The following is a 23051-nucleotide window of genomic DNA, read 5'->3' as shown; positions in this document are numbered from 1 at the left end:
AAATGTTTTATAGACATTCAATAGGTTCCATTTAATTAGGGATATTCTAGTGCTCGTACTTTTCATATGAAGTTTTTTTTTCTCCCAAAAAGTTAAAAAAGTATAGGAAATGATAATAGAATACTATTGATAGCGCTTTCATATAAATAATCTGAATATATAATTAAGTTGTAATTACTTTAATTCAAAGGGAGTGGGGTAAAAAAATGATTAAGAAATTTAAGGGTTTAACATTTTTAATAATGTTGATGATGTTCGCACTAGTGGCAGTGGGATGTAGCGATAGTGGAGGAAGTAAGGTTGATGTAGGAATCGTGTTGCCGACAAAGGATGAACCAAGGTGGGTCCAGGATGAGCAGCGTTTCAAGGATGCATTAAAAAGCTCCAAGTATTCAACAGAAATTCTATTTAGTCAAGGATCTTCAGCAAAAGAAAAAGAAAATGTAGAAGCATTATTAAATAAAGGCATCAAGGTATTGATCATCACTCCTCATGACGGTGCAGCAGCTGCATCTGCAGTAGAAGCAGCGAAAAAAGAGGGTGTAACGGTTATTGCATATGACCGTTTAATTACAGATACAGATGCAGTGGATTATTATGTAACATTTGATAGTTTAGCAGTAGGTGCTGCACAAGCACAGTATTTAGTAGACAATGCAAAAGGTTCTGGCGTACCGCTTTACTTGTATGCAGGAGCAGCTTCAGATAACAACGCATTCCTATTCTTCGAAGGAGCATGGAAAGTGCTTCAATCGAAAATTGTAGATGGCACTTTTAAAATTGCCAACTCCAGTGAAGCAGAGAAGTTAAAAGGTTCCGCAGATCTTTCACGCGATCAACTAGGCAAAATTATTGGGCAGGTTACAACTAACTGGGATGCAAACGAAGCAAAAAACAAAGCGCAGACTCACTTAACAGCAGCTGGTAACGATCTAAAAGGGGATGTTGCAATTTTGGCTCCTAATGACGGAACAGCTCGGTCAATTGCAGACGTATTTGCTTCTGACAGTGCGATTAAAACCTATTTTGTAACAGGGCAAGATGCGGAGAAAGCATCTATCCAATATATCATCGACGGAAAACAATCGATGACAGTGTTTAAAGACGTTCGTACATTAGTAAAAGATGCGATGGGGATGGCAGTTAGTATCTTAGATGGTAAAACTCCTGAAACAACAGGTTCTTATGATAATGGTTCCATTGAAGTTAAAGCGAAACAAACGAATGTCATCGTGGTGGATAAAGAAAACGTGAAATCAGAGCTAATCGATTCTGGATACTACGAAGCAAGTGAATTCACAGGTTTAAAGTAAAAGTTTCACATTGGAAAAGGAAAAATAGTGATAGCATCATCTATCACTATTTCTCCATTTCTATTTGTTTGGGTTAGGGAGGCGTTGAAATGAGCGAATATATTTTAGAGATGAATGACATATCTAAAGAGTTCCCCGGAGTTAAGGCCCTATCGAATGTGAATTTTAAAGTGGAAAAAGGCGAAATTCATTGCTTGGTTGGTGAGAACGGTGCGGGAAAATCGACACTGATGAAAGTATTGAGTGGGGTTTATCCGTATGGCATGTATGACGGAGATATCGTATTTGAAGGCCAAGTTCAACAGTTCCATGAGATTAACAATAGTGTGAAGGCTGGTATTGGCATCATCTATCAAGAATTGGCACTTTTTCCGGACTTGACCGTTTATGAAAATATATTTGCCGGCAATGAAGTGAAAAAGGGTCCTTTTGTTGACTGGAATCAAACAATCGTCCAAGCTACGCAAATGCTGAAAAAGGTAAAGTTGAAAGTGACACCAGAAACACTCATCAGGGAATTAGGTGTAGGAAAGCAACAGCTCGTCGAAATTGCCAAAGCGTTAAGTAAAGATGTAAATTTGCTTATTTTAGATGAGCCCACAGCAGCATTGAATGAAGATGATAGTGAAAACCTATTAGAACTCCTAAAGGAGCTAAAAAGCCAAGGAATTAGCTGCATCATGATTTCGCATAAGCTAAAGGAGGTCATCTCTATAGCTGATAAAGTAACTGTATTGCGGGACGGAAAAACGATTTGTACGCTGGATGCAAGTAAAGGGGAAGTAGTCGAAAATGTTATCATCAAAAATATGGTAGGGCGTAACATTGAAGACATTTACCCAAAACGTCCAGACAAGAAAATTGGAAAAACGGTTCTCGAATTAACCGAATGGTCGGCATATGATACACAGCTAGGGCGAAACGTTGTGAAGGAAGTCAATATTCATGTGAAAAAAGGAGAAATTATTGGAATTGCTGGTCTCATGGGATCCGGGCGAACAGAGCTTGCACTTAGTATTTTTGGAAATCCTAAAAAGTATAAGCTACAAGGAAACCTGAAAATTCAAGGAGCGCCGAAAATATTGAAGCATACTAGTGAAGCGATTAAGGCAGGTATTGCATATGTGACGGAGGATCGAAAGGGAGACGGTCTATTTTTATTACAGGATATAAAGAGCAATGTCTCAGCGGCACATCTGAAGGGGATCTCAACGAAGGGGATTCTCAATTTAAACGAAGAAGTGAAGGTTGGTAAAGAGTACAAAGACTCGTTGTCTATTAAAGCGAGTTCACTCGAGCAAGTAGTTGGCAAACTGAGTGGTGGAAACCAACAAAAGGTATCACTTGGGAAATGGTTGTTCACTGGACCAAATATCTTAATCTTGGATGAACCGACACGAGGAATTGATGTCGGAGCAAAATTTGAAATTTATTCGATTATGAATGAACTGATTAACGAAGGTATGAGTATTATTATGATTTCTTCTGAACTTGGTGAAGTACTAGGAATGAGTGATCGTATCTATGTCATGGCTGACGGTGCAATTAAAGGAGAGCTGACCATGGAGGAAGCGACACAAGAAACGATTATGGAACTTGCGACGCAATAGGAGGGGAATAACGATGAACTTTTATAAAGAAGCGAAAGCGCTCGTCAAAGCCAACATTCGAGATTACGGAATGTATATTGCGTTAACCGTCATTATGTTAACATTTACAATTATGACGGACGGCTTGTTTATGTCGTCTCGAAACATTAGTAACTTATTGGATTCTGCAGGTTATATTGCGGTTTTGGCAGTTGGGATGACGCTTGTCATCGTCATTCGTCACATTGACTTATCGGTTGGTTTTTTGGCAGGATTTCTAGGTGCAATATCGGCCATTTTCTTGACGCAATTGGGCTTGTCGGTATGGATTACTATACCAATCATTTTACTTTTAGGTGCTATGATTGGTCTGTTAAATGGAACGTTAATTGCGAAGTTAGGGATTCCAGCATTCGTTGCTACGCTAGCGGGAATGCTAATTTTCCGGGGTGCACTCCTTAAGGTCACCGAAAAAACAGGAACGATTATTATAAAGGACGAACAATTCAATGCGATCGGAAATGGATTTATTCCATCTATCATGCAAGTAAATGGCTTACACCTATTGACGTTATTAGTAGGATTCGTCGGAATTCTTTTTTATATTTACAATGATATCTCCAATCGTCGGAACAAATTGACATATGGTTTTGATGTGATGTCTAAGGGAATTTTTAGCGTAAAACTTGTTTTGATATCTGCAATTATTGCATATATTACTTGGATTTTAGCTGGATATAATGGGTTTTCCTGGACGGTTATTATTATGATTATTGTGGTGATCATCTATCATTTCTTAACTTCTAAAACAGTACTTGGCCGTCATATTTATGCAGTCGGCAGTAATCCGGAGGCAGCGCATTTAAGCGGAATTAATGTACAAAAGATTACATATATTGTATTTGGATCAATGGGAATGCTCGCAGCGTTATCAGGAATCCTTTTTACATCTCGACTTCAATCCGCAACGACCACCGCTGGAACTCTCTTTGAACTGGATGCAATTGCGGCAGCATATGTTGGTGGGGTATCTTCCGCAGGGGGTGTCGGTAAAGTAACGGGTGCGATTATTGGTGCCATCGTAATGGCCTCTTTATCGAGCGGGATGAACTTACTAGGTGTCGGAATTTCCTATCAATACATAATTCGCGGCGCTGTTTTAGCTGGAGCAGTAATTTTCGATGTCATGACACGTAAGCAACGGGCTTAAAAGAGAATAGTAGAATAACTGGGCACCCTATAATTAGGGTGCCTAAAGTAGTTTACAAGTCATTGTTAATTTCCAAGTGGATGGTAAAATGGAAGGAATAAGCTTAAGGGAAGGGGAAGGTGTATGCGCAAAAAGGTTGTTCTTGCATTAGGTGCACTCATTGTAATTTTCAGCTATTTGACTATTGTGTCGGCAACTAAGGCGTTTCGCTCAACTAGTGAGATGCCAGCAAACCACGACTCTGCCCCGGAATCCATTCGTATCGTACTCATTACACAAGAGCTTGATACTCCTTTTTGGAACAAGGTCGGTCAAGGAGCAACGAAGCAGGCACAAAAAGAAGGTGTTCAGCTCGAAGTTTGGGGAAGCTATGGAAACAACGAAGATGATTTCTTGAAGAAAATGGAGGTTGCCATTCATTCAAAGGTAGATGGGATTATCGTACAAGGACTGGATAATGAAGAATTTAAAGAGCTGACAAAGGTTAAGGCAGCCTTTTATGGGATTCCTGTCATTACCGTCGCAAATGATGTGCCAGTGGAAGAAAGTTTGCGAAAGACATATGTTGGTTCAGATCAGTTTTGGGCAGGAAAAGTGGTTGCTCGTCAATTGATAAAAAAAATGGGCACGGCAGGAGAAGTAGTTATACTTGGGGATATAGAGCAAGCGTTTTATCAGAAACAACGTTTAGCGGGTATTCAAGCTATTTTAAGTGGGTATCCAGACATCCAAATGACTGTAAAAGGGACGGCGGCTACAAAAGAACAAGTGATGGCAACGTCACAACAGGTGATGAATGAAGTGCCGCGAGCTTCTGCTTTTATTGTCATTAATGCAAATTATGCAGGACCACTGATTCAAGAAATCGGAAGACGTACTAAGGTCGAGCCGTATCATATTTATACTTTTGATGATGGGGTGGAGTCGACTGTTCTTTTACGGCAAGGCAAGCTGGATGGGATTTTGGAGCAACAGCCAGAAGAAATGGGCAGTGAAAGCGTTAAATGGTTGATGGAGTGGATTTCAGGAAAGACTGTACCGCTTGATTCAAATGGTTATCTCACCAAAACACGCATGGTTGAAGCGAAAGGTAAAGGACTATGACGACGATTCAAAAAAAGATTTGGATGCTTGTTTCCATTATGCTGCTAATTATGGGGATTATTTGGTTGACGCTCACGTATTATAATCAAAAAACGCAGGAACAATCCAATGATATATTGCAACGCTATTTGCGGATGAATGAGGTAACAACTGCTAGTCAACAAATGATTACTAATTTAAATAATTATTTATTTTCTCCAACAGATAAACATAAACAACAGGTAGAAAAAAGTATCGTCGTTATTAAAGAGGTGCAACAAGATGTAGTAGAACTGCGAAATGAGGAAAATACATTCTCAGTAACCAATTATATTCATTTAATAGATAGTCTTGTCGAGACGGCAAATCGTTCCATTGTGTTTTCAGAAGAGAAAGAACTAGAATGGTCAACCAACGAATTTAATGAAGCAAATCGAATTTCAATGTACATATCTGAAATGACCTTAACTATTTTAGACAGAGAACTAAAGACCTATAATCGCTTTTATCGAGATATTATCAAACAATCGGAGGAGCTAAAAAAGCTAGGAATCTGGTTATTGCTGTTGATAACAGTCGTTCTACTATTGGCTACTTATTGGTTTTCTCTTAGCATTACAAGACCGATTCATCAACTCACGAAGGCTGCGAACGAATTGTCGGAAGGTAATTTTAATCAGCGAATTGAAGTAAAATCCAATGATGAGATTGCCTTTCTAGCGAATACTTTTGACGAGATGAGGATAAACATTAATGACTTGATTTTGGAAATTCAACAAAAGGCTCAGCTAGAACATGAGCTTCAACAAAGTAAATTATTGTTGAAGGAGAGCCAACTGAAAAGCTTGCAAAGCCAGATAAACCCACATTTTTTATTCAACACCTTGAACACATTATCGAAAAAGGCGTATTTGGATGGTGCAGAGGAAACGAGCGATCTTTTGGTCAGTGTAGCAGGATTGCTACGCTACAATTTAAAGAGGGTTGACCGTTCTGTGACGTTGTTTGAAGAAGTAGTTGTTTTAAATCAATATATGGAAATCCAAAAGGCTCGTTTTACAGATCGCTTACAGTTTGAGTCGGATATCGATGAATCTTGCTTAAATGTGAAAATTCCTGGTCTAACCCTTCAGCCAATTATTGAAAATGCGGTAATTCACGCTATTGAACCAGAGGAGGATGGGGGCACCATTTGGTTTAGGATTAAGAGGGTAACACCATGGGTCATCATTGAAATCGAAGATAGTGGAAAAGGAATGTCACAAGAAAAAATGCAGCAGTTGTTAAAGGGAAATGTTCTACCAATCGAAGGACATTCTACAGGAATTGGTTTTCAAAATGTAGTGAAAAGATTGTATTTATTTTATGGGATAGAGGATTTAGTGACGATTGAAAGTGCAGAAGGACGAGGTACAAAGGTAGTTATACAAATTCCAGAAACAAGGGAGAAGGGAAATGAAGATGAAACTTCTTATCGTTGATGATGAACCGATTGAGCGAGAAGGGATGCAGGTTATTTTACAAAAAGCATTCCCTGAACTTACCATTCACCAAGCAAAAAATGGGAAATTAGCAATAGAATTAGCAGCTTCGTTTAAACCAGACCTAATTTTAATGGATATTATGATGCCAGGTATGACAGGGCTTGAAGCCATTGAGCAAATTCAAGCTGAGCACGGTGCGATTAAGTTTATTATGGTGACGGCATTTGATATGTTCGATTATGCAAGACAGGCTATTAAGCTCGGTGTGAAGGATTACCTCTTGAAACCGAGTAAAGCCAGTGAGATTGTTGCAACGGTAGGAAAAGTTTTAGAAGAATGCAGGCAGGAACATGTAGCAAAGACTACAAGCCAGATGCAGCAAGTGAAATGGCAAAATACGTTGACTTTAGCAGAAACAGATATTGTCACACAGCTATTATTTGACCATGTACATGACGTACATATCGATATGCTCGTCGAGATGCTTGATATTTGCTCTACCGATGAAAAATTTGTCGTAGTCGTCTTGCTGTCAGAGGGAGCAGAGCACTACTATGTACAGATTAAGGAAAAAGTACGTGAAACTGAAAATGCTTGGGTAGGTGCATTATACGGACGTCAGCTTCCTATTATTATTTTTCGTGATCAAGAGAGGTCCTTTCGTTCCCAAGCAGTCTTATTAGCAAAAGCCATTTTATCTTTATCAAAGGATAAAACGGGATTGAATTGGTTTATTGGTATTGGTCAAGTTTGTGAGGGACTCGATGAAATTCGTCATTCGTACCAAGAAGCACTTATTGCGACCATGGATACAACGCTAGCGGTCAAACATCGATTTTATGCTGACGTGCCGACACTTAGCTTGGAAACAGATAATCAGATTATCAAGCAACAGCAAAAAGACTTCTTTGACCAAATTCGTTTAGGGGACTGGATGTCCATCCGTTCTGGTGTGCTAGATGTGATTCAACAACACGAGAATGAGGGAAATTCTCTGATCTACACGCAACAGAGAGTGCTCGAGTTGCTCTGGATTGCAAACCGAGTAATGGATGAAATGGGAATGGAAGCGGAGGTCCCGTTTTTCACCTTTCAAGCACAGGATTCTCGTCAATTGCGTACGGAAACGCTCCTGCTTCTTGATCGTATGAATCGTATATATGGTGCGCATTACGAGCGAGTAGAGGCAGATAAAATACACCATATCCAACAATTTATTCGTGAGCATTCACACGAAAATATTTCACTTGATACGCTCGCACAAAGGGTCAATTTAAGTCCGATTTACATTAGTAAAATGTTCAAGGAGAAGTTGGGTATTAACTACATTGATTTTCTGACAGAGTGCCGAATTGAAAAAGCAAAAAAACTATTAAATGATCCAGAGCGGAGCCTAAAGGAGATTACGTTTGAGGTTGGTTATCATGAGCCGAATTATTTTAGTAAAGTGTTCAAGAAAATGTGCGGGGTGTCTCCAAAGGAATACCGAAAAACGTTATTGAGTAAAAATTATGAAGTTTAGTAGGTGGTGAGCAGATGAAACGAAGGGCTATAGTCTTGTGTTTTTTGAGTATGGTCTGGATACTAGTTGGTTGTACAGATAAGCCAAAGCCGGTACTGGAAACCGACGAAACAGAAAAACCGACACTTCTTGATGAGAACCATGCGCCAATTCGTATTGGATTTTCCATGGATACTTTGCTTGAAGAAAGATGGTTGAAGGATCGTGACTTGTTTAAGGAAGCTGTCGAAGCACTGGGAGCGGAAGTAGAGATTGTCGCTGCGAGTGGAGATGATGCGCTTCAAATTTCGCAGGCAGAGGCGCTCATTCATAGCGGGATCGACCTTTTGGTGATTGTTCCGCATAATGCGGAGGCTACAGCTGCGATTGTACATAAGGCACATCTGTCGGGTATCCAAGTAATTGCTTATGACCGACTCGTCAAAAATGCAGATCTCGATCTGTACGTGTCTTTTGATAACGAACAGGTTGGTGAAATGCAAGCCAAAGCTATTACTGCGCTCGTACCAAAGGGAAATTACGCGTTTATCGGTGGTGCCATAACCGATAACAATGCGCACTTGTTGAAACAAGGTGTATTCAAAGTGCTGCGTCCGTATATTGAGCGAGGGGATATTAACATCGTCTATGATCAATGGACAGAGGATTGGACTCCAGTGAATGCTAGAGCCAATATGGAAGAAGCACTTCGGACAACCAATATGCAAATTGATGCGGTAATTGCTGCAAATGATGCAACTGCAGGTGGAGCCATTCAAGCACTTGCTGCAAAAGGACTCGCTGGAAAAGTACCAGTTGCCGGACAAGATGCGGATTTGGCAGGAGTTCAAAGAATTGTAGTTGGAACACAAACGATGACAGTCTATAAGCCAATACAGATGCTCGCGAAGGAAGCAGCAGAATTAGCGGTTGCTATGGCAAAGGGTGAGATAGTAACTGCTGAACAAAAAGTTAATAATGGAAAAATAGAAGTTCCTTCTGTGTTACTAACGCCGATTGCTGTCAATGAACATAACTTAGATAGAACAGTTATTTTCGACGGATTTCATTCTCCTGAGGATGTGTATAGGGAAGTAGCGGAGTGATTGAATACCTAATTAATTTACACTTATTTATTAGTTATACACTGTTTCACTGTGTTTAGAAAACATTATGAGTAACTACCTTAAGGCTACTTTCTTTTCGAAATACCCGTTTAACATCAATAGATGTGTTTAAGATCATCTTGAAATCAATCTTCTATTAAAGAGTGCTAGTATAGTGGTTGGGCAACTGTCAACAAGCAGTAATCATTTTATTCTTCATAAGTACGGTTAAAATTACACCAATTCAAAAAGGCTTGTCATCAATTAATGGAATTGATGACAAGCCTTTTTAAGTGATTGGCACTAGTTAATTCATGGGATGGCTGAAGAAAGAGATGCATCTCCGGTTCTGTTATAATGGTAACAATATATACACTAAATGTTATATGGAAGACACACCAACTAAAGAAAAATACATGTCAGGGGGAGAACAATTGGTCTTTATTCGTAACCATCTGTTAGGGTACGGGGTGGATCCAGCCTGGGTTGATACTCTTTCATTTTTCACATTGATCTCTTTTATTGCGCTAATTTGTATCATAGCAAATTTTTTTACGAGACAAGTGATTATTCGATTTATCACACACATCATTAGGAAGAACAAATTCAAGTGGAATAGTATACTTTTGGAACGAAAAGTGTTCCGTAAATTATCTCATTTTGTCCCTGCTATTATTATTTATTATTTTGCATCTACTTTTCCGGCTTATCAAAAAGTAATCGAGCCGTTAGCACTCACTTATATTATGATTGTTGCGTTAAATGTGATCAATCGTTTATTAAGTGTTATTAATGAAATTTATCAAAGTTATGAAATTTCAAAAACGAAGCCGATTAAAGGGTATATACAAGTTGCTAAAATTGTTGTCATCATTGTAGGTACCATTTTGGTGATTGCTAATCTGATGGGTGAAAGCCCTATTCTTCTACTCAGTGGGATAGGGGCTCTCTCAGCGGTTTTCATGTTAGTGTTTAAAGATTCGTTACTTGGGCTAGTGGCGGGGGTGCAACTTTCCGCTACTGATATGGTACGGATGGGTGACTGGATTTCAATGCCAAAGTATGGAGCGGATGGAGATGTTATTGACATTTCCTTGAACACGGTAATGGTGAGAAACTTTGATTATACCGTTACCATGATACCAAGCTATGCGCTCATTTCGGATTCCTTCATTAACTGGAGAGGGATGCAAGAATCCGGCGGTAGACGTATTAAGCGTGCGTTATATATTGATGCGACAAGCATTACATTTTGCACACAGGATATGATTGAGCACTTTAAACATATCCACTTTCTAAGCGATTATATCGTCAGTCGTGAACACGAAATTGAGGAATACAATTTCAAGAATAAAATAAACCTCAGCAATCTGGTGAACGGAAGAGCATTAACGAATATTGGTGTCTTTCGAGCATACATCAATGAATACCTCCAACATCATCCAGGTATTCATAAAGAAATGACGTTGATGGTTCGTCAGTTAGCTTCTGGTGAAAATGGACTACCATTAGAAATTTATGCCTTTGCAAATAGTACAAAATGGGCTGTCTATGAGACCGTCCAAGCTGACATTTTTGATCATTTGTTTGCCATAGCTGAAGAATTTGGACTCCGCATATTCCAAAATCCTACTGGTAGCGATTTTAAAGGGATGATGGACCAACCTGAAAGTTGATACAGGTGGCAGTCACCCATTCATTTACCAAAATTTAAATGAACATGAATATTTGAATAAACATGTTTGTTAAGGTGAACCGCCGCTAAGTTTGAAATTGAAATTAGAACCGATTATGGATGGGCCAGATTATTGAAGAATGGCTAGCGTTTTTGAGGTTTCCCACCTACCAGATGAATAACTTGGCACATTAAAAATGGAACTGTCAAATTTGCGTTAGCTCTATTTCTATAGTATCTTTGCACTAATCTTTTGATTATGCCCTAACATGGCAATACAACGGTAAATATGCTACCTTTCCCAGTATTACTTTGCACATAAACGTCACCCCCGCATAGTTCTACTATGCGTTTTACAAGTGGAAGTCCAAGTCCGTATCCCTTTACGGTATGGGAAGTATCGGCTTGGTAAAACTTGTCGAAAATATGGATTTGGGAATGACTATCCATACCAGGTCCGCCATCCTGAATAACAAATCGGATCTCGTCATTTACCTTTACAAGGGTAATATTTATTAATCCACCCCGGTAGGAAAATTTAATGGCATTATCTAAAAGGTTAAGCCAAATATGTTGTGTCAAATCTTCGTTTCCTCTATAAATTACTTTATCTAATTCCACATTTACGGTAATGTCTTTTGCAGACCACTTGGGATCCATTAATACGATTGTTCTTCTAATTTGTTCATCAAGCCTGAACGGGGCTTTATCAGGAACAATTTTAAGGTTTTCATATTTTGACAATGTGAGTACATTGTTGGAAAGCGCAGCTAACCGCTCTGATTCCGTTATGATAATGTCAAGATACTCTTGTCTTTCTTCCTCGGTAAGATTATTATCCTTGAGAAGTTTTGCAAAACCACGTACAGATACGATGGGTGTTTTAAATTCATGGGAAAAGTTGTTGACAAAATCACTTCTCAACGTTTCTATGCTTGAAAGTTCTTGTGTCATTTTATTAAAGCTCGCAGACAGTTCTTCCAATTCTCCAATGCCTTTTATTTCTACCTTAACACTAAAGTCGCCTCCAGCTACTTTATGTGTGGCATCAATTACCCTACGGATTGGATTCAGTGCTTTTTTGCTAAAAAAGGCGGTAAGTGACGTTCCAAGTAAAACGCAGAGACTGAAAAGTATAAATAACGGGAATAGATGTTTACCATTGTTTCCTCTCGTATTAGGTGCAGGAGGACCGGATAAAGAAATAATATCCAAATGCTGTAATAGTGCGACACTACCTCCAATAACTAAAAATGTTGCCACTAAAACAACAAACACAAACATTACCAAAGTTATAGCAAGACTTAATCTCTTTTTAATAAATTCCCTCATGTTTTTTTCACCGCCTTATAGCCAAGGCCCCTTATTGTAATAATTTCAAACTCTGGACAAACTCGAAATCTGTCCCTCAATCGGTTTATATGAACATTAAGTGTGTGGTCATCGGTCTCGGACTCCATTCCCCAAATCTCATCCATAAGTTGCAGACGTGTAAAAATCATGTTCGGATAAGAAAGTAGCTTAAATAAGAGGTAAAATTCTTTTCGCGGCAGCGTAATAACTTTATCTTCACGGGATACGGTAAACGTATCATAATCAAGTACAACCTTGCCGAATGTTAACTTGTGATCGGTGGCAATCTGTGCTCTGCGGAGAAGTGCTTTAATACGAAGTATCATCTCCTGCTCATCTACCGGTTTTGTCATATAATCATCTGTACCAACAATAAATCCTCTCCTTTTATCCTTTGGTTCCTCCTTCGCTGTAACCATCAATATAGGCAAATTCCCCCATGAAAGCCTAAGTTGCCGTGTCAATTCATAGCCGTCCATATTCGGCATCATTAAATCAAGTACCACTAAATCAATATGTTGTTTTTCCATTAAATTAAGTGCTTCAATGCCGTCCTCTGCCCCGTATGTTTCAAATCCGTTCTGATTTAATACGGCGCACATTAACTTTCTAATATTTGTTTCATCTTCAACTACTAATATTTTTAACAAATAAAGCGCCTCCATTTTAACTATATTATTATAAAAAATTATACCTTAAGAATGTAAACAGAATATCAATTACATATTTTCACATGTCTGTTGATTAACCACTTTTCTACACAAAATCCTTGTAAAAAAAGCTTCTACGAAGGTACGCCCAATATAGGGTGGATGATTATGCGCAGTTTTACATAAACTGCGTCGTAAGAAAGTTACCGCTAGGATTTTCGCTGCAGGGCGGACGCTTTCCGCAGGGTGAGCGATGAGCCTTCACCGTCGCTACGCGTCGCCTGAGAAGTCTCATTTTGCTCACTTGATCCTGCTGGAGTCGCCGCCCTGCAGCGAAAATCCATCCTATTTGCTAACTATTCAGCATCACCACTATATTTCGTTCAATTTAATAAAGTATTTTCTAATAGGAAAATCCAATAAATGGCTGAACGAGACAAAAACTATTGCAAACGAGACCAATTCGCTACCCAACGAGACCATTTCTCCTAATAAAGCCTTAACTTAGAGTGAGATGCACTTATTAAAGTGTGTGCTATCATTATATTGCGCATCTTCCTTGTAAGATTGCGTAAAACGTATTCTATGTTGTGGATAACGGGTAAAATATTTCACATTATGGATTGCAGCGGCAGGCGGCGACTCCGAAGGGATCAGGGAGACAGATGAGACAGCACAAACGGCGCGCCTGCGACGGTGCTGGCTCATCGCTCCCCCCTCGGAAAGCGTCCGCCTAGAGCGGAAATCCCGGCGGTCACTACGACGCATTATACAAACAATGCGAAGGTTCGATGCTAAAGGTATAGGAAGATGCAACAAAGTCGCATACCTTCACATTATGAAATCTCGGTAATGATGTATGGCTAGTTTCAGAAAAGAGTGTACATAGAGTACATAGTACTTTATTACAAAGTTAAGTAGTAATCCGCAGGTAACCATTGGCTAATCAACAGACCCGATATTTCCAGCTAGTTTATTTTCAGTTTACTTTACAGGGCTACAATACAGGAGTAGAAAGAACGGGAGGAATGTTTATGTTGAAACTCAAACTGGACAATATTAATAAAACATATGATAGCGGTGAAGTTGTTACCGCCATAAAAGGTCTATCTATTGGATTCCGTGAAAACGAACTTGTTTCCATACTTGGTCCGTCAGGTTGTGGTAAAACAACACTTCTTAATATTATTGGTGGTTTAGACCAATATGATAAAGGCGATATGATAATAAACGGCGTGTCGACGAAAGAATTCAAAAATAGTGACTGGGATGCTTACCGAAACCGATCTATAGGCTTTGTATTCCAAAGTTATAATCTTATTACACATCAAACAGTGTTGCAGAATGTTGAAATTGCGATGACTTTATCAGGGGTTTCAGCTTCAGAGAGAAACCGTAGGGCAAAGCAAGCACTAATAGATGTTGGGCTTGCAGACCAAATGAAAAAAAGGCCGAATCAATTGTCAGGTGGTCAGATGCAGCGTGTTGCTATTGCAAGGGCTCTTGTGAATGATCCTGATATTATCCTTGCAGATGAGCCGACTGGTGCACTTGATAGTCATACCAGTATTCAGGTCATGGATATTTTAAAGGAAGTAGCCAAAACACGCCTTGTCATCATGGTCACTCATAATGGCGAACTCGCAGAAGAATATTCAGATAGAATCATTCGAATCTTAGACGGTGAAGTTCAGTCTGACAGCAATCCTGCTATAGAAACCAAGGTAGAAATAGCAACCAAACCTTCAAGTGAAAAGCAGAAGTTTAAGAAAACCTCTATGTCACTATTCACGGCAACATCGCTTTCCTTTAAAAATCTGCTGACAAAACGAGGCAGAACAATGATTACTGCATTTGCCGGAAGCATTGGTATTATCGGAGTGGCGCTAGTTTTGGCTCTTTCAAACGGATTGTCAAACTATATGAGTAGTGTACAGTCAGATACACTATCAGGCTTTCCAATCACCATCAACACAGGCGAACAAACTTTGGATTTTGGCCCCTCTGCTCCTGGTGATTTTGAGGGAAATAAAGGTGCTACGGGATATACGGAATATACCGATAAAGATATTATGTATTCCTATGATAAGGAGAAAAATAGTAAGAAACATAGCAACATCATCACACAAGATTATCTAAATTATATAGGAGAACTTGAAACAAAACTGCCAAATGTAGTTAACAACATTTCCTATACACAGGGAGTTAGAGTCAATCTTTTGGCAAAAGGGCAAGATACAGCTGTAAAGTATGAAACCACAGCCATTCCAAGTGAAATGGGAAGGCCGGGTGGCAATAATGTCTATTGGCAGGAAATCCCCGACAATAACGAATTCATTTTATCTTTATATGACCTAATTGGTAATGGAAGCCGTATGCCTAAAGGAAAAAACGAAGTTGTTTTAGTTGTTGATAAATATAACCGTATAGACAAAGCATTTTTTGATAAACTTGGTATTACTGACAAGACAGAAAACTATAAAATGACTGATTTTGTTGGCAAAACCATCTTAAAAGTTATACCCAACGACGATTTCTATACAAAAAATGGAGATTTATTCAATGCGGTAGCACCTACTGGTTATGAAAAGCTATATGACAGTGATACTGGGACGAAATTAACGATTACCGGCATTCTTCGTCCCAAAAAAGATCAGTCAAGTAGCTATTTATCACCGGGCATTGCTTACACTACCGATTTGACTGCCAGCGTAGTTGAAGATGCGCAGAAGAGCGAAATTGCATCAGCACAAAAAGATTCGAATAAGGATGTTTTGCTTGGTACAACTTTAGACAATAAAGCGAAGGATAATGCATTGATTATGCTTGGAGCTGATACTACTCCTACGGGTATCAATATTTATCCAACAGATTATGATAGCAAAGACAATATAAAAGAATACCTTGATAAATTCAATAATGGCAAAGCAGATGATGACAAGCTGATTTATTCTGATATGGCAGAAACAATTTCCTCCATAACAGGGAAACTGCTTGATACCGTTACTTATGTATTGATCGGATTTGCGGCCATATCTCTTGTGGTATCCACAATTATGATTGGTATCATAACATATGTTTCGGTAATTGAGCGCACTAAAGAGATCGGCATTCTTCGTAGCGTCGGTGCACGGAAAAAAGATATTTCAAGGGTATTTAATGCGGAAACGCTAATTATAGGATTTGCGGCAGGAATTCTTGGAGTAGGCCTTTCTTATTTGATACAAATACCGATTAATGCCGTAATATCAAATCTGGCGGGAATTAGTGGATTAGCAGACCTTAACCCACTTCATGCCACAGTGCTTGTTGCGGGAAGTATGTTGCTTACCTTAATTGCTGGTTCTATTCCATCAAGAATGGCTGCAAAGAAGGATCCGGTTGTTGCACTTCGAAGTGAATAATATTCATTAAAAGTAGGCCGTCTTTATTTGTGGTGAAAAGTGGCTGCATCTGCAGTTACTTTTCACCATTAGTTATGTAAAGTATAAAGTACATTACTTCAATTTGGAGTGGTGATTGGTTTGTAAGATAGATTGTAAATCAGCTATTTAAATGTAAGTTTATAGGCCGGATAAGGCTTTTTTTTGTCTGTTTTTACATGAACTAAAGCAGAATAGAATGTTTTACATAAACTGCGTCGTAAGAAAGTTACCGCTAGGATTTTCGCTGCAGGGCGGACGCTTTCCGCAGGGTGAGCGATGAGCCTTCACCGTCGCTACGCGTCGCCTGAGAAGTCTCATTTTGCTCACTTGATCCTGCTGGAGTCGCCGCCCTGCAGCGAAAATCCATCCTATTTGCTAACTATTCAGCATCACCACTATATTTCGTTCAATTTAATAAAGTATTTTCTAATAGGAAAATCCAATAAATGGCTGAACGAGACAAAAACTATTGCAAACGAGACCAATTCGCTACCCAACGAGACCATTTCTCCTAATAAAGCCTTAACTTAGAGTGAGATGCACTTATTAAAGTGTGTGCTATCATTATATTGCGCATCTTCCTTGTAAGATTGCGTAAAACGTATTCTATGTTGTGGATAACGGGTAAAATATTTCACATTATGGATTGCAGCGGCAGGCGGCGACTCCGAAGGGATCAGGGAGACAGATGAGACAGCACAAACGGCGCGCCTGCGACGGTGCTGGCTCATCGCTCCCCCCTCGGAAAGCGTCCGCCTAGAGCGGAAATCCCTGCGATCACTATGACGCATTATATAAACACTGCGTTCCTAAAGCCAATGCTAGTTTATATAGATGCTGCACTTCACTTTGTTCAACTAACTAGCGCAATTGCGGAAGAATCATTGCTAGCGCAAGAAACAATCATTACATTACTTATAAAACCAAAAAACCTAAGCACGGTGTAATACCGAACTTAGGCAATGGTCAAGCATATTGGAATAGGTTATATATGTGTTTCTCCGTTTTAGCTTCTATTTAAGTTACTAATCCACCTGATTTGAAATACTTATTTATTCCTTCCGCTGCGCGGTAAGCAAATGCTCCTATCGTTCCGGTAGGGTTGTAATTGCTATTGTGTGGGAATGAAGAGCCGCCAACAACAAATAAATTTTCCATATCCCACATTTGCGAATACGTGTTGACCGCCGAGTTAGCCCGATTTGCTCCCATAATCACACCGCCCATAAAGTGATCGGTATAAAACTTATGATCGAATTCTGCATCATCAGCGACTACGTCAACGTTCATCTTATCTGCACCCATCGCTTTCATTATTTCTTCGCATCTCGCTACTCCGCTTTTTGCACGGTTACGGTCAGCGTCCGTGTAGGTAACTGTAACCCGTATAAGCGGATTTCCTAGCGCATCTTTATACGTTGGATCTAAATCCATGTAGGTATTCTTATTTGGCAAAAAGCCACTTTGTGGAGTTATAAACAAGTTCCGATTTGCGTAATGCAAGGATTGTTTTTTAAATTCCTTTCCCCAGGTAGGTGTCCCTTTAGGTACATGATTATTGGCGATTGGTCTAGTTCCTAACTGACCATAGTGGATTTCAAAACCATGCAAGTAATCTAGCTTTGTATGATCCTGATTATCCCCACTGAAATCATCAATGGATGCACCTAGTGAACCGGTTCCCATAAAGTTATTGAATTTCTTTTTTTCAAAGAACCCACGTGCGCCAATATAGGTAGAAAGATTATTGAAATGACCCGTAAAGTTTTTCCCAATGATTCCTTTTCCAGTTTTCGGATCGTAAGGTGCTCCAATTTTTGATAATAGCAGTAATCTCGTGTTTGTAAATACAAACCCTGCAAGTACAACGATATCCGCTGGTTGTTCATACTCAATTCCTGTTGTTATGTCTGTATATACTAGTCCAGTTGCGCGTTTACCATCATGGCTGACTCGCGTTACATTTGCACCGTTACGAAGTTCAAGCTTACCCGTTTTTTTTGCAGTTGCGAGCACAGTGATAATCGGGTCTGCTTTCGCCCCGAAATCGCATCCATATTCTTCACAAAATGCGCAATACACGCACCCATTTATAGTTTCTCCGTCCGGATTTACATAACTTTGTGATAAGTTGGCAGAAGGCATATGATATGGGTGATATCCTAAATCAGTAGTTGCTTTTTTAAATAAATTAATAGTAGGTGTATCTTTCATAGGCGGATTTGGATACTTATCGGAGCGGGGTGGCCCTATTGGGTTTACTTCTCCTGAAATTCCGGTTGTTTTTTCATATTTGTCATAGTAGGGTTCTATCTCGTCGTAAGTAATTCCCCAGTCTTGCATTGTTGAATCTTTTGGAATTTTCCCTTTACCATACCGAGCCACCGTTTTGCTGTAAATTTCAAAATCATAAGGAAGCCAGCGAAAAGTCATTCCATTCCAATGGACTCCAGCTCCTCCTGTATTACTTCCTAATCTGGCGCTTGAATTATTTCGTACTGGAAGTGCTTGTTTGTCTATAGAACTTCTCGATGTAACAGTCTCTTTATTCAATTCTTGCATCAAATCATATCGCTTTGAGTAGCGAAGCTCGTCTTTTGTTCCTACAAAGTCTTCGTGCTTCTTATCTATGCCTCGCTCAAGAATGACAACTTTATGTCCCGTTTTGGTAAGTTCTGCTGCAACAATACCGCCAGCCCATCCCGATCCAACGATGACAGCGTCAACTTTATCTAGTTTTTTGGCCATTGCATATCCTCCTAATCCTTAATTAGTGTCCTTGATAATCTGTTAAACTAACTGGCTCTATTTTCTGAAACTCCTCTTTTTCAATAACGCCCATATAGGATGCTTGGGCTCCAGGGAATTCTTTCATTTTCCAACCTTCCATATTGCGATTCCCTCCATATAGTGGGTCAGAGTAAGCCCCTTCTATAGTAGATTGGAATAGCAGCCCAAAGAACTCTTGTGACAATAGGCCGTTCAATTTCACTTTACCATCTTCAAAGTCCTGCAGAATTTCAATTTGCTGTGCTTCCTTGGCTGTGTCGAAACTAGTTTTAAATCGTTTCTGGCTTTCTTCATCCAATTTCCTTAAACCGTGCAGAAAAATACTTCCACGATCTAAAATGGATTGTTCCCCATGTGTTTCCGAACTTCTTTCATTTGCCACGGTTTTACCCACGAATGGGCTATGTCTGTAATCCCTTCCGTTTATGCCCCATCGACCCGCTAGTTGCTTGTCAATGTAATAAGGAACACCCAATTCAATGGCGCCCGGACCGTTTTCGTCTTTTGGGAAAATTTGCTCTGTGGCTGCACTAAGCACTAAAAAGTCTTGATGACGCGTGAAAAACTGTAAGGCTTCTTGAGGGTTAGAGGTCTTTACTGCGCCTTTCTCGTTAGTATTAACCTTTTTTGTTTCGGAATTATTAGTTAACAAACCACCAACTATTGAACCACCGACGACGAGACCGCCAACTACTAACCCTGAATTTTTCAAGAAATTTCGGCGGCTAAGATCTTGAGTTTGTTCAATTTTCTTTTTCGGATCATCTTTTGGGTATTTATCTGTCATATTTAAACCTCCCTAATTTATTCTGTGAATTTGCTTATGCACCATATAAGAACACTATTGGCAAATTAGGGTAAGTTTATTCAATAATAATTTGTAAGCGTTAAAAAATATAGTAGGATTGGATCATTTGTACACGCAAAAATCCCCTCCCAAGACTATCTTTAGAGCTTAGGGGGGCATGTCTTTCATTTGTGTGCTACCAATCAATTGCGTTTGGTTAAATATTCATTTTTGATGAAGTTACTTCTTCCGTGATCTCCAAAATCATACTCAGCACCATTCGATCTTCAAGCCTTGCCATTGTTCGGATTTGTTGTTTCATCTTCGTCACGGACTCCCGTAAAGTTTCCACTGGGATAGATCGATTCCGTAAGAGTACCAATCGGGAGGAAAGGGCTGGGACATTTGATTCCTGGATGCCATGTTTGTGAATCCACCAATATAATTCGTAAATAGTGGAAGCTGTGTGTCGTTGGTGTTGCAACCATGTAATTCCTTTTTCGCTTAAGTTGTCCTGATTGTTCAGTTTCAGCCTGTCCTCAATCATGTTTGTGATGAGTAATAGGTTTTTCATTGCATGGTTGTGGCCATTACCTTTGACTTGATCTGATACTTCTATCAACATTTCGTGAATTGTATCATTATACATTTCTTTCAAGTCTTTGTTGGCGTCATCTAGCTTGTAAGGTAGGATAAACTTATTGATAAGTAGTGCAAGAATGACTCCTGCCACCACAAGTCCAATTCGATTCAATGTTAAGATTTCGGTTGTTCCTGTAATGAGGGCAACTGCGCCTATCGAAGAGAATGTCACAAGTATCGTGCTATATCGGTACACTTTTATATAACTCATTAAGTATCCTGCTGTCATCAGTAAGATAGATCTCGCAATGTTCCCTTGGAAAATCGTGAACAATCCGATCACTAGTATGGAGCCAGCAAAGGTCGCGAAAATACGGTCACGCATTTTTTTCGTCGACTGTTCATAAATCGGGATAATGACGGATAACACAGTGAACATCATCCATCGACCTTCCGTAATATCAAAGAAATCGACAATGAAGCCACTGAGACTGACCGCTACAGCCATCCTTACAGCATATGACATCTTAATAGAGTTTGTATGGCTCTTTGTTTCACTGATTCTTAACTTTTGGAACTTTTTCGGTATGCGTTCTAGATTTTTGACAATGTTATATTGTTCTTTGCCCAACGCTCTCAATTCCATTAAGCTTTCCTTTAGGAAGTCGATGTTATTCAGCATTCGTAACACAAGTGAAGAATGGTTATGCTCGTCTTTGTATTTTCCGAGCATTTGATTGAACGATTCTTCCAATTTCTCCATTGTTTCGTTATTAGTCAAACTGTCAGTAGCTAATTGCAAGCAATGGGAGACATTATTAAGGATCTCCAGCTGAACCCCTTCATTTTCTACAGTATCCAAGAGGATATTTATTTTTTCGAGAGAGGCGGATACATTTAATCTTAGTCGACCTTCTTCTGTTAAATAGTAGTTTTCTTCTCGTTTATCATAAATGATGTTTCGTAATCCACTAATGTCGGTCGTGATTTGTTGATTGATTGTTTCAAGAGTTTCTCCTTTTTGTATCAGTTTCGTCTTTTCAACTAATGCAGCGCAGATTGCTTGAATCTTTTTTTCACCGCTTTTCGTAATCTTATTTTTGTTCGCAAGCATTTGTATCCCCATGATGGCAAGTGCTCCGAATACAAGGGAAGCTAGTCGCAACGGCATTTGATCGATTGCTACAGGATTCGCTAGGATGAAAAGATACTGGAGTGAGAACGGCAAGTAGAGAGGATTTTTCAAGTTGAACAAAAGAGAGTAACTGATCACAAACATTGCTATGAAATTGATCGGGACAGCGAGAAATGTATTGAAGCCGGAAAGAAAAGCGGCAACTCCAATGAAAAGATTCAACAATACAAATGTAATCGTGTTTCCGACAGGATGGCTTGTTAAATCCCTTTCTAGCAACATCAACATAGCTGTGATTGTTGAAACGCCGATCAATATATTTTCGTCGCCAAACACGCCGCCAAATGCCATGATAAAACCAATAATCCCAACAAACAAAATTGTGTTTGAGATAATCGTTTTCTTATTTAGTTGCATACTTCACTTCTCCTATTAATATTCCGTATTTTAATTTAGTAAGCCTAGTCGTTATAAGTATAACTATATGTAACCACCTTTAACCGAACATCGTCTAATAACTAAAAAAGAACAAACTATAGAAAATTGATAGGGATAGGGAGTAAGAAGAATAATTAAGGATAAGCACATTCACGGAGAAAAGGGTATGAAAAATAAAAATAAAAAAATCTTGTTAATCAATAAATTGACCAACAAGATAATAATTTTATTAAACAAAAGTCGCTATCTTCTCTATAGGCAATCGGGTAGATCCGTAAGCAGGAGCTGCAGCTTTACCTAAAGCGATTAGAACAAGTGGTACGTAACGACTCTCCAATTCGAATGCCTCTGCAAATTGTTTTTTATCAAAACCACCCATTGGAACCGTATCATAGCCTTTTGCTTTTGCGATTAACATTAGTTGCATGGATACTAAACCGGCGTCAAACGCGGCGATATTCAATCGAGCTTCGACGGGAGCGTTTGGATAAGAGGATTTGGCATTTTGAATTTGAAGCTCCACATTGACTTTATCAATATAGCCAGCTTCAAGATTTGCATTGTAAATTTCGTCTATATTATGATACATTTCTGTATCGCCGATGACAGCTATGATTGCTGAAGCAGTTTCTAGTTGTGCTTGGTTAAAGGAATATTCTCTAACTTTTTTCTTTGTATCTTGATCTTGGATAATCATGAATCTCCAAGGTTGTAAGTTACTTGAAGATGGAGCCAGTGTCGCTTCACTCAGCATAGCAGTGATTTCTTCTCTAGAAATTTCAAACGACGGATCGAACTTTCTTACAGATTTACGTTCGTGAATTATTTCAGATAGACTTGTATATTTTTCGGACATGTTGACACTCTCCCATTGAAAATAAGTTGGTTTGTATTTGAACTTACTAATAGTAAGTCAGAATTTAAGATTAC

General features: G+C 39.2%; 15 protein-coding genes. 9 read left to right on the top strand and 6 right to left on the bottom strand.

Going from position 1 to position 23051, the window contains the following annotated elements; genetic code table 11:
* Positions 1–206: 206 nt before the first annotated feature.
* The 8 genes from ACEPXG_RS16015 to ACEPXG_RS15980 all read left to right on the top strand — a co-directional run bounded on the left by ACEPXG_RS16015 (position 207) and on the right by ACEPXG_RS15980 (position 10962).
* The gene (locus ACEPXG_RS16015) at positions 207–1313 is read left to right on the top strand and encodes a sugar ABC transporter substrate-binding protein (RefSeq protein ID WP_391204555.1); all 1107 of its coding nucleotides are present in this window, start codon (positions 207–209) and stop codon (positions 1311–1313) included.
* Between the two features lie 89 nt (positions 1314–1402).
* The gene (locus tag ACEPXG_RS16010; protein ID WP_391204552.1) at positions 1403–2923 is read left to right on the top strand and encodes an ATP-binding cassette domain-containing protein; all 1521 of its coding nucleotides are present in this window, start codon (positions 1403–1405) and stop codon (positions 2921–2923) included.
* 13 nt (positions 2924–2936) lie between these two features.
* Positions 2937–4112, top strand: coding sequence for a sugar ABC transporter permease (locus tag ACEPXG_RS16005; RefSeq protein ID WP_151701306.1), 1176 nt, complete (start codon positions 2937–2939; stop codon positions 4110–4112).
* A 123-nt stretch (positions 4113–4235) separates the two neighbouring features.
* Positions 4236–5216 carry a substrate-binding domain-containing protein gene (locus ACEPXG_RS16000; protein ID WP_391204549.1) on the top strand — a complete coding sequence of 327 codons (981 nt, stop codon included), beginning with the start codon at positions 4236–4238 and terminating at the stop codon, positions 5214–5216.
* A complete protein-coding gene (locus ACEPXG_RS15995) occupies positions 5213–6676 on the top strand; it encodes a sensor histidine kinase (protein ID WP_391204546.1) in 1464 nt (487 codons plus the stop codon). The genes ACEPXG_RS16000 and ACEPXG_RS15995 overlap by 4 nt, the downstream gene beginning before the upstream one ends.
* Positions 6651–8201, top strand: coding sequence for a response regulator (locus ACEPXG_RS15990; protein ID WP_391204543.1), 1551 nt, complete (start codon positions 6651–6653; stop codon positions 8199–8201). Before ACEPXG_RS15995 ends, ACEPXG_RS15990 begins: the two co-directional genes overlap by 26 nt.
* A 14-nt stretch (positions 8202–8215) precedes the next feature.
* Entirely contained in the window at positions 8216–9286 is a 1071-nt protein-coding gene (gene xylF, locus ACEPXG_RS15985; RefSeq protein WP_391204540.1) for a D-xylose ABC transporter substrate-binding protein, read from the top strand.
* 434 nt (positions 9287–9720) lie between these two features.
* Positions 9721–10962, top strand: coding sequence for a mechanosensitive ion channel family protein (locus tag ACEPXG_RS15980; protein WP_391204537.1), 1242 nt, complete (start codon positions 9721–9723; stop codon positions 10960–10962).
* Positions 10963–11225: 263 nt separating this feature from the next.
* On the opposite strand, the gene ACEPXG_RS15975 is transcribed toward ACEPXG_RS15980, so the two are convergent.
* Positions 11226–12293 (bottom strand): ATP-binding protein, encoded by a 1068-nt coding sequence (locus tag ACEPXG_RS15975; RefSeq protein ID WP_391204534.1) that lies wholly within the window; start codon positions 12291–12293, stop codon positions 11226–11228.
* Positions 12290–12964: a response regulator transcription factor gene (locus ACEPXG_RS15970; protein WP_391204532.1), complete on the bottom strand. Its 675-nt coding sequence runs from the start codon at positions 12962–12964 to the stop codon at positions 12290–12292. Before ACEPXG_RS15970 ends, ACEPXG_RS15975 begins: the two co-directional genes overlap by 4 nt.
* Before the next feature lie 1034 nt (positions 12965–13998).
* Between ACEPXG_RS15970 and ACEPXG_RS15965 the strand changes: the two genes are divergently transcribed.
* Positions 13999–16368 (top strand): ATP-binding cassette domain-containing protein, encoded by a 2370-nt coding sequence (locus ACEPXG_RS15965; RefSeq protein ID WP_391204529.1) that lies wholly within the window; start codon positions 13999–14001, stop codon positions 16366–16368.
* A gap of 1038 nt (positions 16369–17406) precedes the next feature.
* Here the strand turns inward: ACEPXG_RS15965 and ACEPXG_RS15960 are convergent.
* The 4 genes from ACEPXG_RS15960 to ACEPXG_RS15945 all read right to left on the bottom strand — a co-directional run bounded on the left by ACEPXG_RS15960 (position 17407) and on the right by ACEPXG_RS15945 (position 22977).
* Entirely contained in the window at positions 17407–19137 is a 1731-nt protein-coding gene (locus ACEPXG_RS15960) for a GMC family oxidoreductase (RefSeq protein ID WP_391204526.1), read from the bottom strand.
* A 22-nt stretch (positions 19138–19159) separates the two neighbouring features.
* On the bottom strand, positions 19160–19966 hold the full coding sequence (locus ACEPXG_RS15955) for a gluconate 2-dehydrogenase subunit 3 family protein (RefSeq protein WP_391204523.1): 807 nt from the start codon (positions 19964–19966) through the stop codon (positions 19160–19162).
* A 217-nt stretch (positions 19967–20183) separates the two neighbouring features.
* A complete protein-coding gene (locus ACEPXG_RS15950; RefSeq protein ID WP_391204521.1) occupies positions 20184–22100 on the bottom strand; it encodes an FUSC family protein in 1917 nt (638 codons plus the stop codon).
* 250 nt (positions 22101–22350) lie between these two features.
* Complete coding sequence (locus tag ACEPXG_RS15945) at positions 22351–22977, bottom strand: nitroreductase family protein (RefSeq protein WP_391204518.1); 627 nt, start codon at positions 22975–22977, stop codon at positions 22351–22353.
* Positions 22978–23051 lie beyond the last annotated feature (74 nt).

Origin of the sequence: Psychrobacillus sp. L4 (assembly GCF_042944905.1) — a bacterium.
Taxonomy (GTDB): Bacteria; Bacillota; Bacilli; order Bacillales_A; family Planococcaceae; genus Psychrobacillus.
This window is presented reverse-complemented; position numbering and strand designations above follow the sequence as displayed.

Excerpts from the sequence above, each read along its gene's own strand:
- ACEPXG_RS16005 (WP_151701306.1), top strand. The coding sequence starts at position 2,937 with ATGAACTTTTATAAAGAAGCGAAAGCGCTCGTCAAAGCCAACATTCGA.
- ACEPXG_RS15955 (WP_391204523.1), bottom strand. The coding sequence starts at position 19,966 with ATGACAGATAAATACCCAAAAGATGATCCGAAAAAGAAAATTGAACAA.
- ACEPXG_RS15975 (WP_391204534.1), bottom strand. The coding sequence starts at position 12,293 with ATGAGGGAATTTATTAAAAAGAGATTAAGTCTTGCTATAACTTTGGTA.
- ACEPXG_RS15995 (WP_391204546.1), top strand. The coding sequence starts at position 5,213 with ATGACGACGATTCAAAAAAAGATTTGGATGCTTGTTTCCATTATGCTG.
- xylF (WP_391204540.1), top strand. The coding sequence starts at position 8,216 with ATGAAACGAAGGGCTATAGTCTTGTGTTTTTTGAGTATGGTCTGGATA.
- ACEPXG_RS16015 (WP_391204555.1), top strand. The coding sequence starts at position 207 with ATGATTAAGAAATTTAAGGGTTTAACATTTTTAATAATGTTGATGATG.
- ACEPXG_RS16010 (WP_391204552.1), top strand. The coding sequence starts at position 1,403 with ATGAGCGAATATATTTTAGAGATGAATGACATATCTAAAGAGTTCCCC.
- ACEPXG_RS15965 (WP_391204529.1), top strand. The coding sequence starts at position 13,999 with ATGTTGAAACTCAAACTGGACAATATTAATAAAACATATGATAGCGGT.
- ACEPXG_RS15990 (WP_391204543.1), top strand. The coding sequence starts at position 6,651 with ATGAAGATGAAACTTCTTATCGTTGATGATGAACCGATTGAGCGAGAA.
- ACEPXG_RS15960 (WP_391204526.1), bottom strand. The coding sequence starts at position 19,137 with ATGGCCAAAAAACTAGATAAAGTTGACGCTGTCATCGTTGGATCGGGA.
- ACEPXG_RS15950 (WP_391204521.1), bottom strand. The coding sequence starts at position 22,100 with ATGCAACTAAATAAGAAAACGATTATCTCAAACACAATTTTGTTTGTT.
- ACEPXG_RS15945 (WP_391204518.1), bottom strand. The coding sequence starts at position 22,977 with ATGTCCGAAAAATATACAAGTCTATCTGAAATAATTCACGAACGTAAA.
- ACEPXG_RS16000 (WP_391204549.1), top strand. The coding sequence starts at position 4,236 with ATGCGCAAAAAGGTTGTTCTTGCATTAGGTGCACTCATTGTAATTTTC.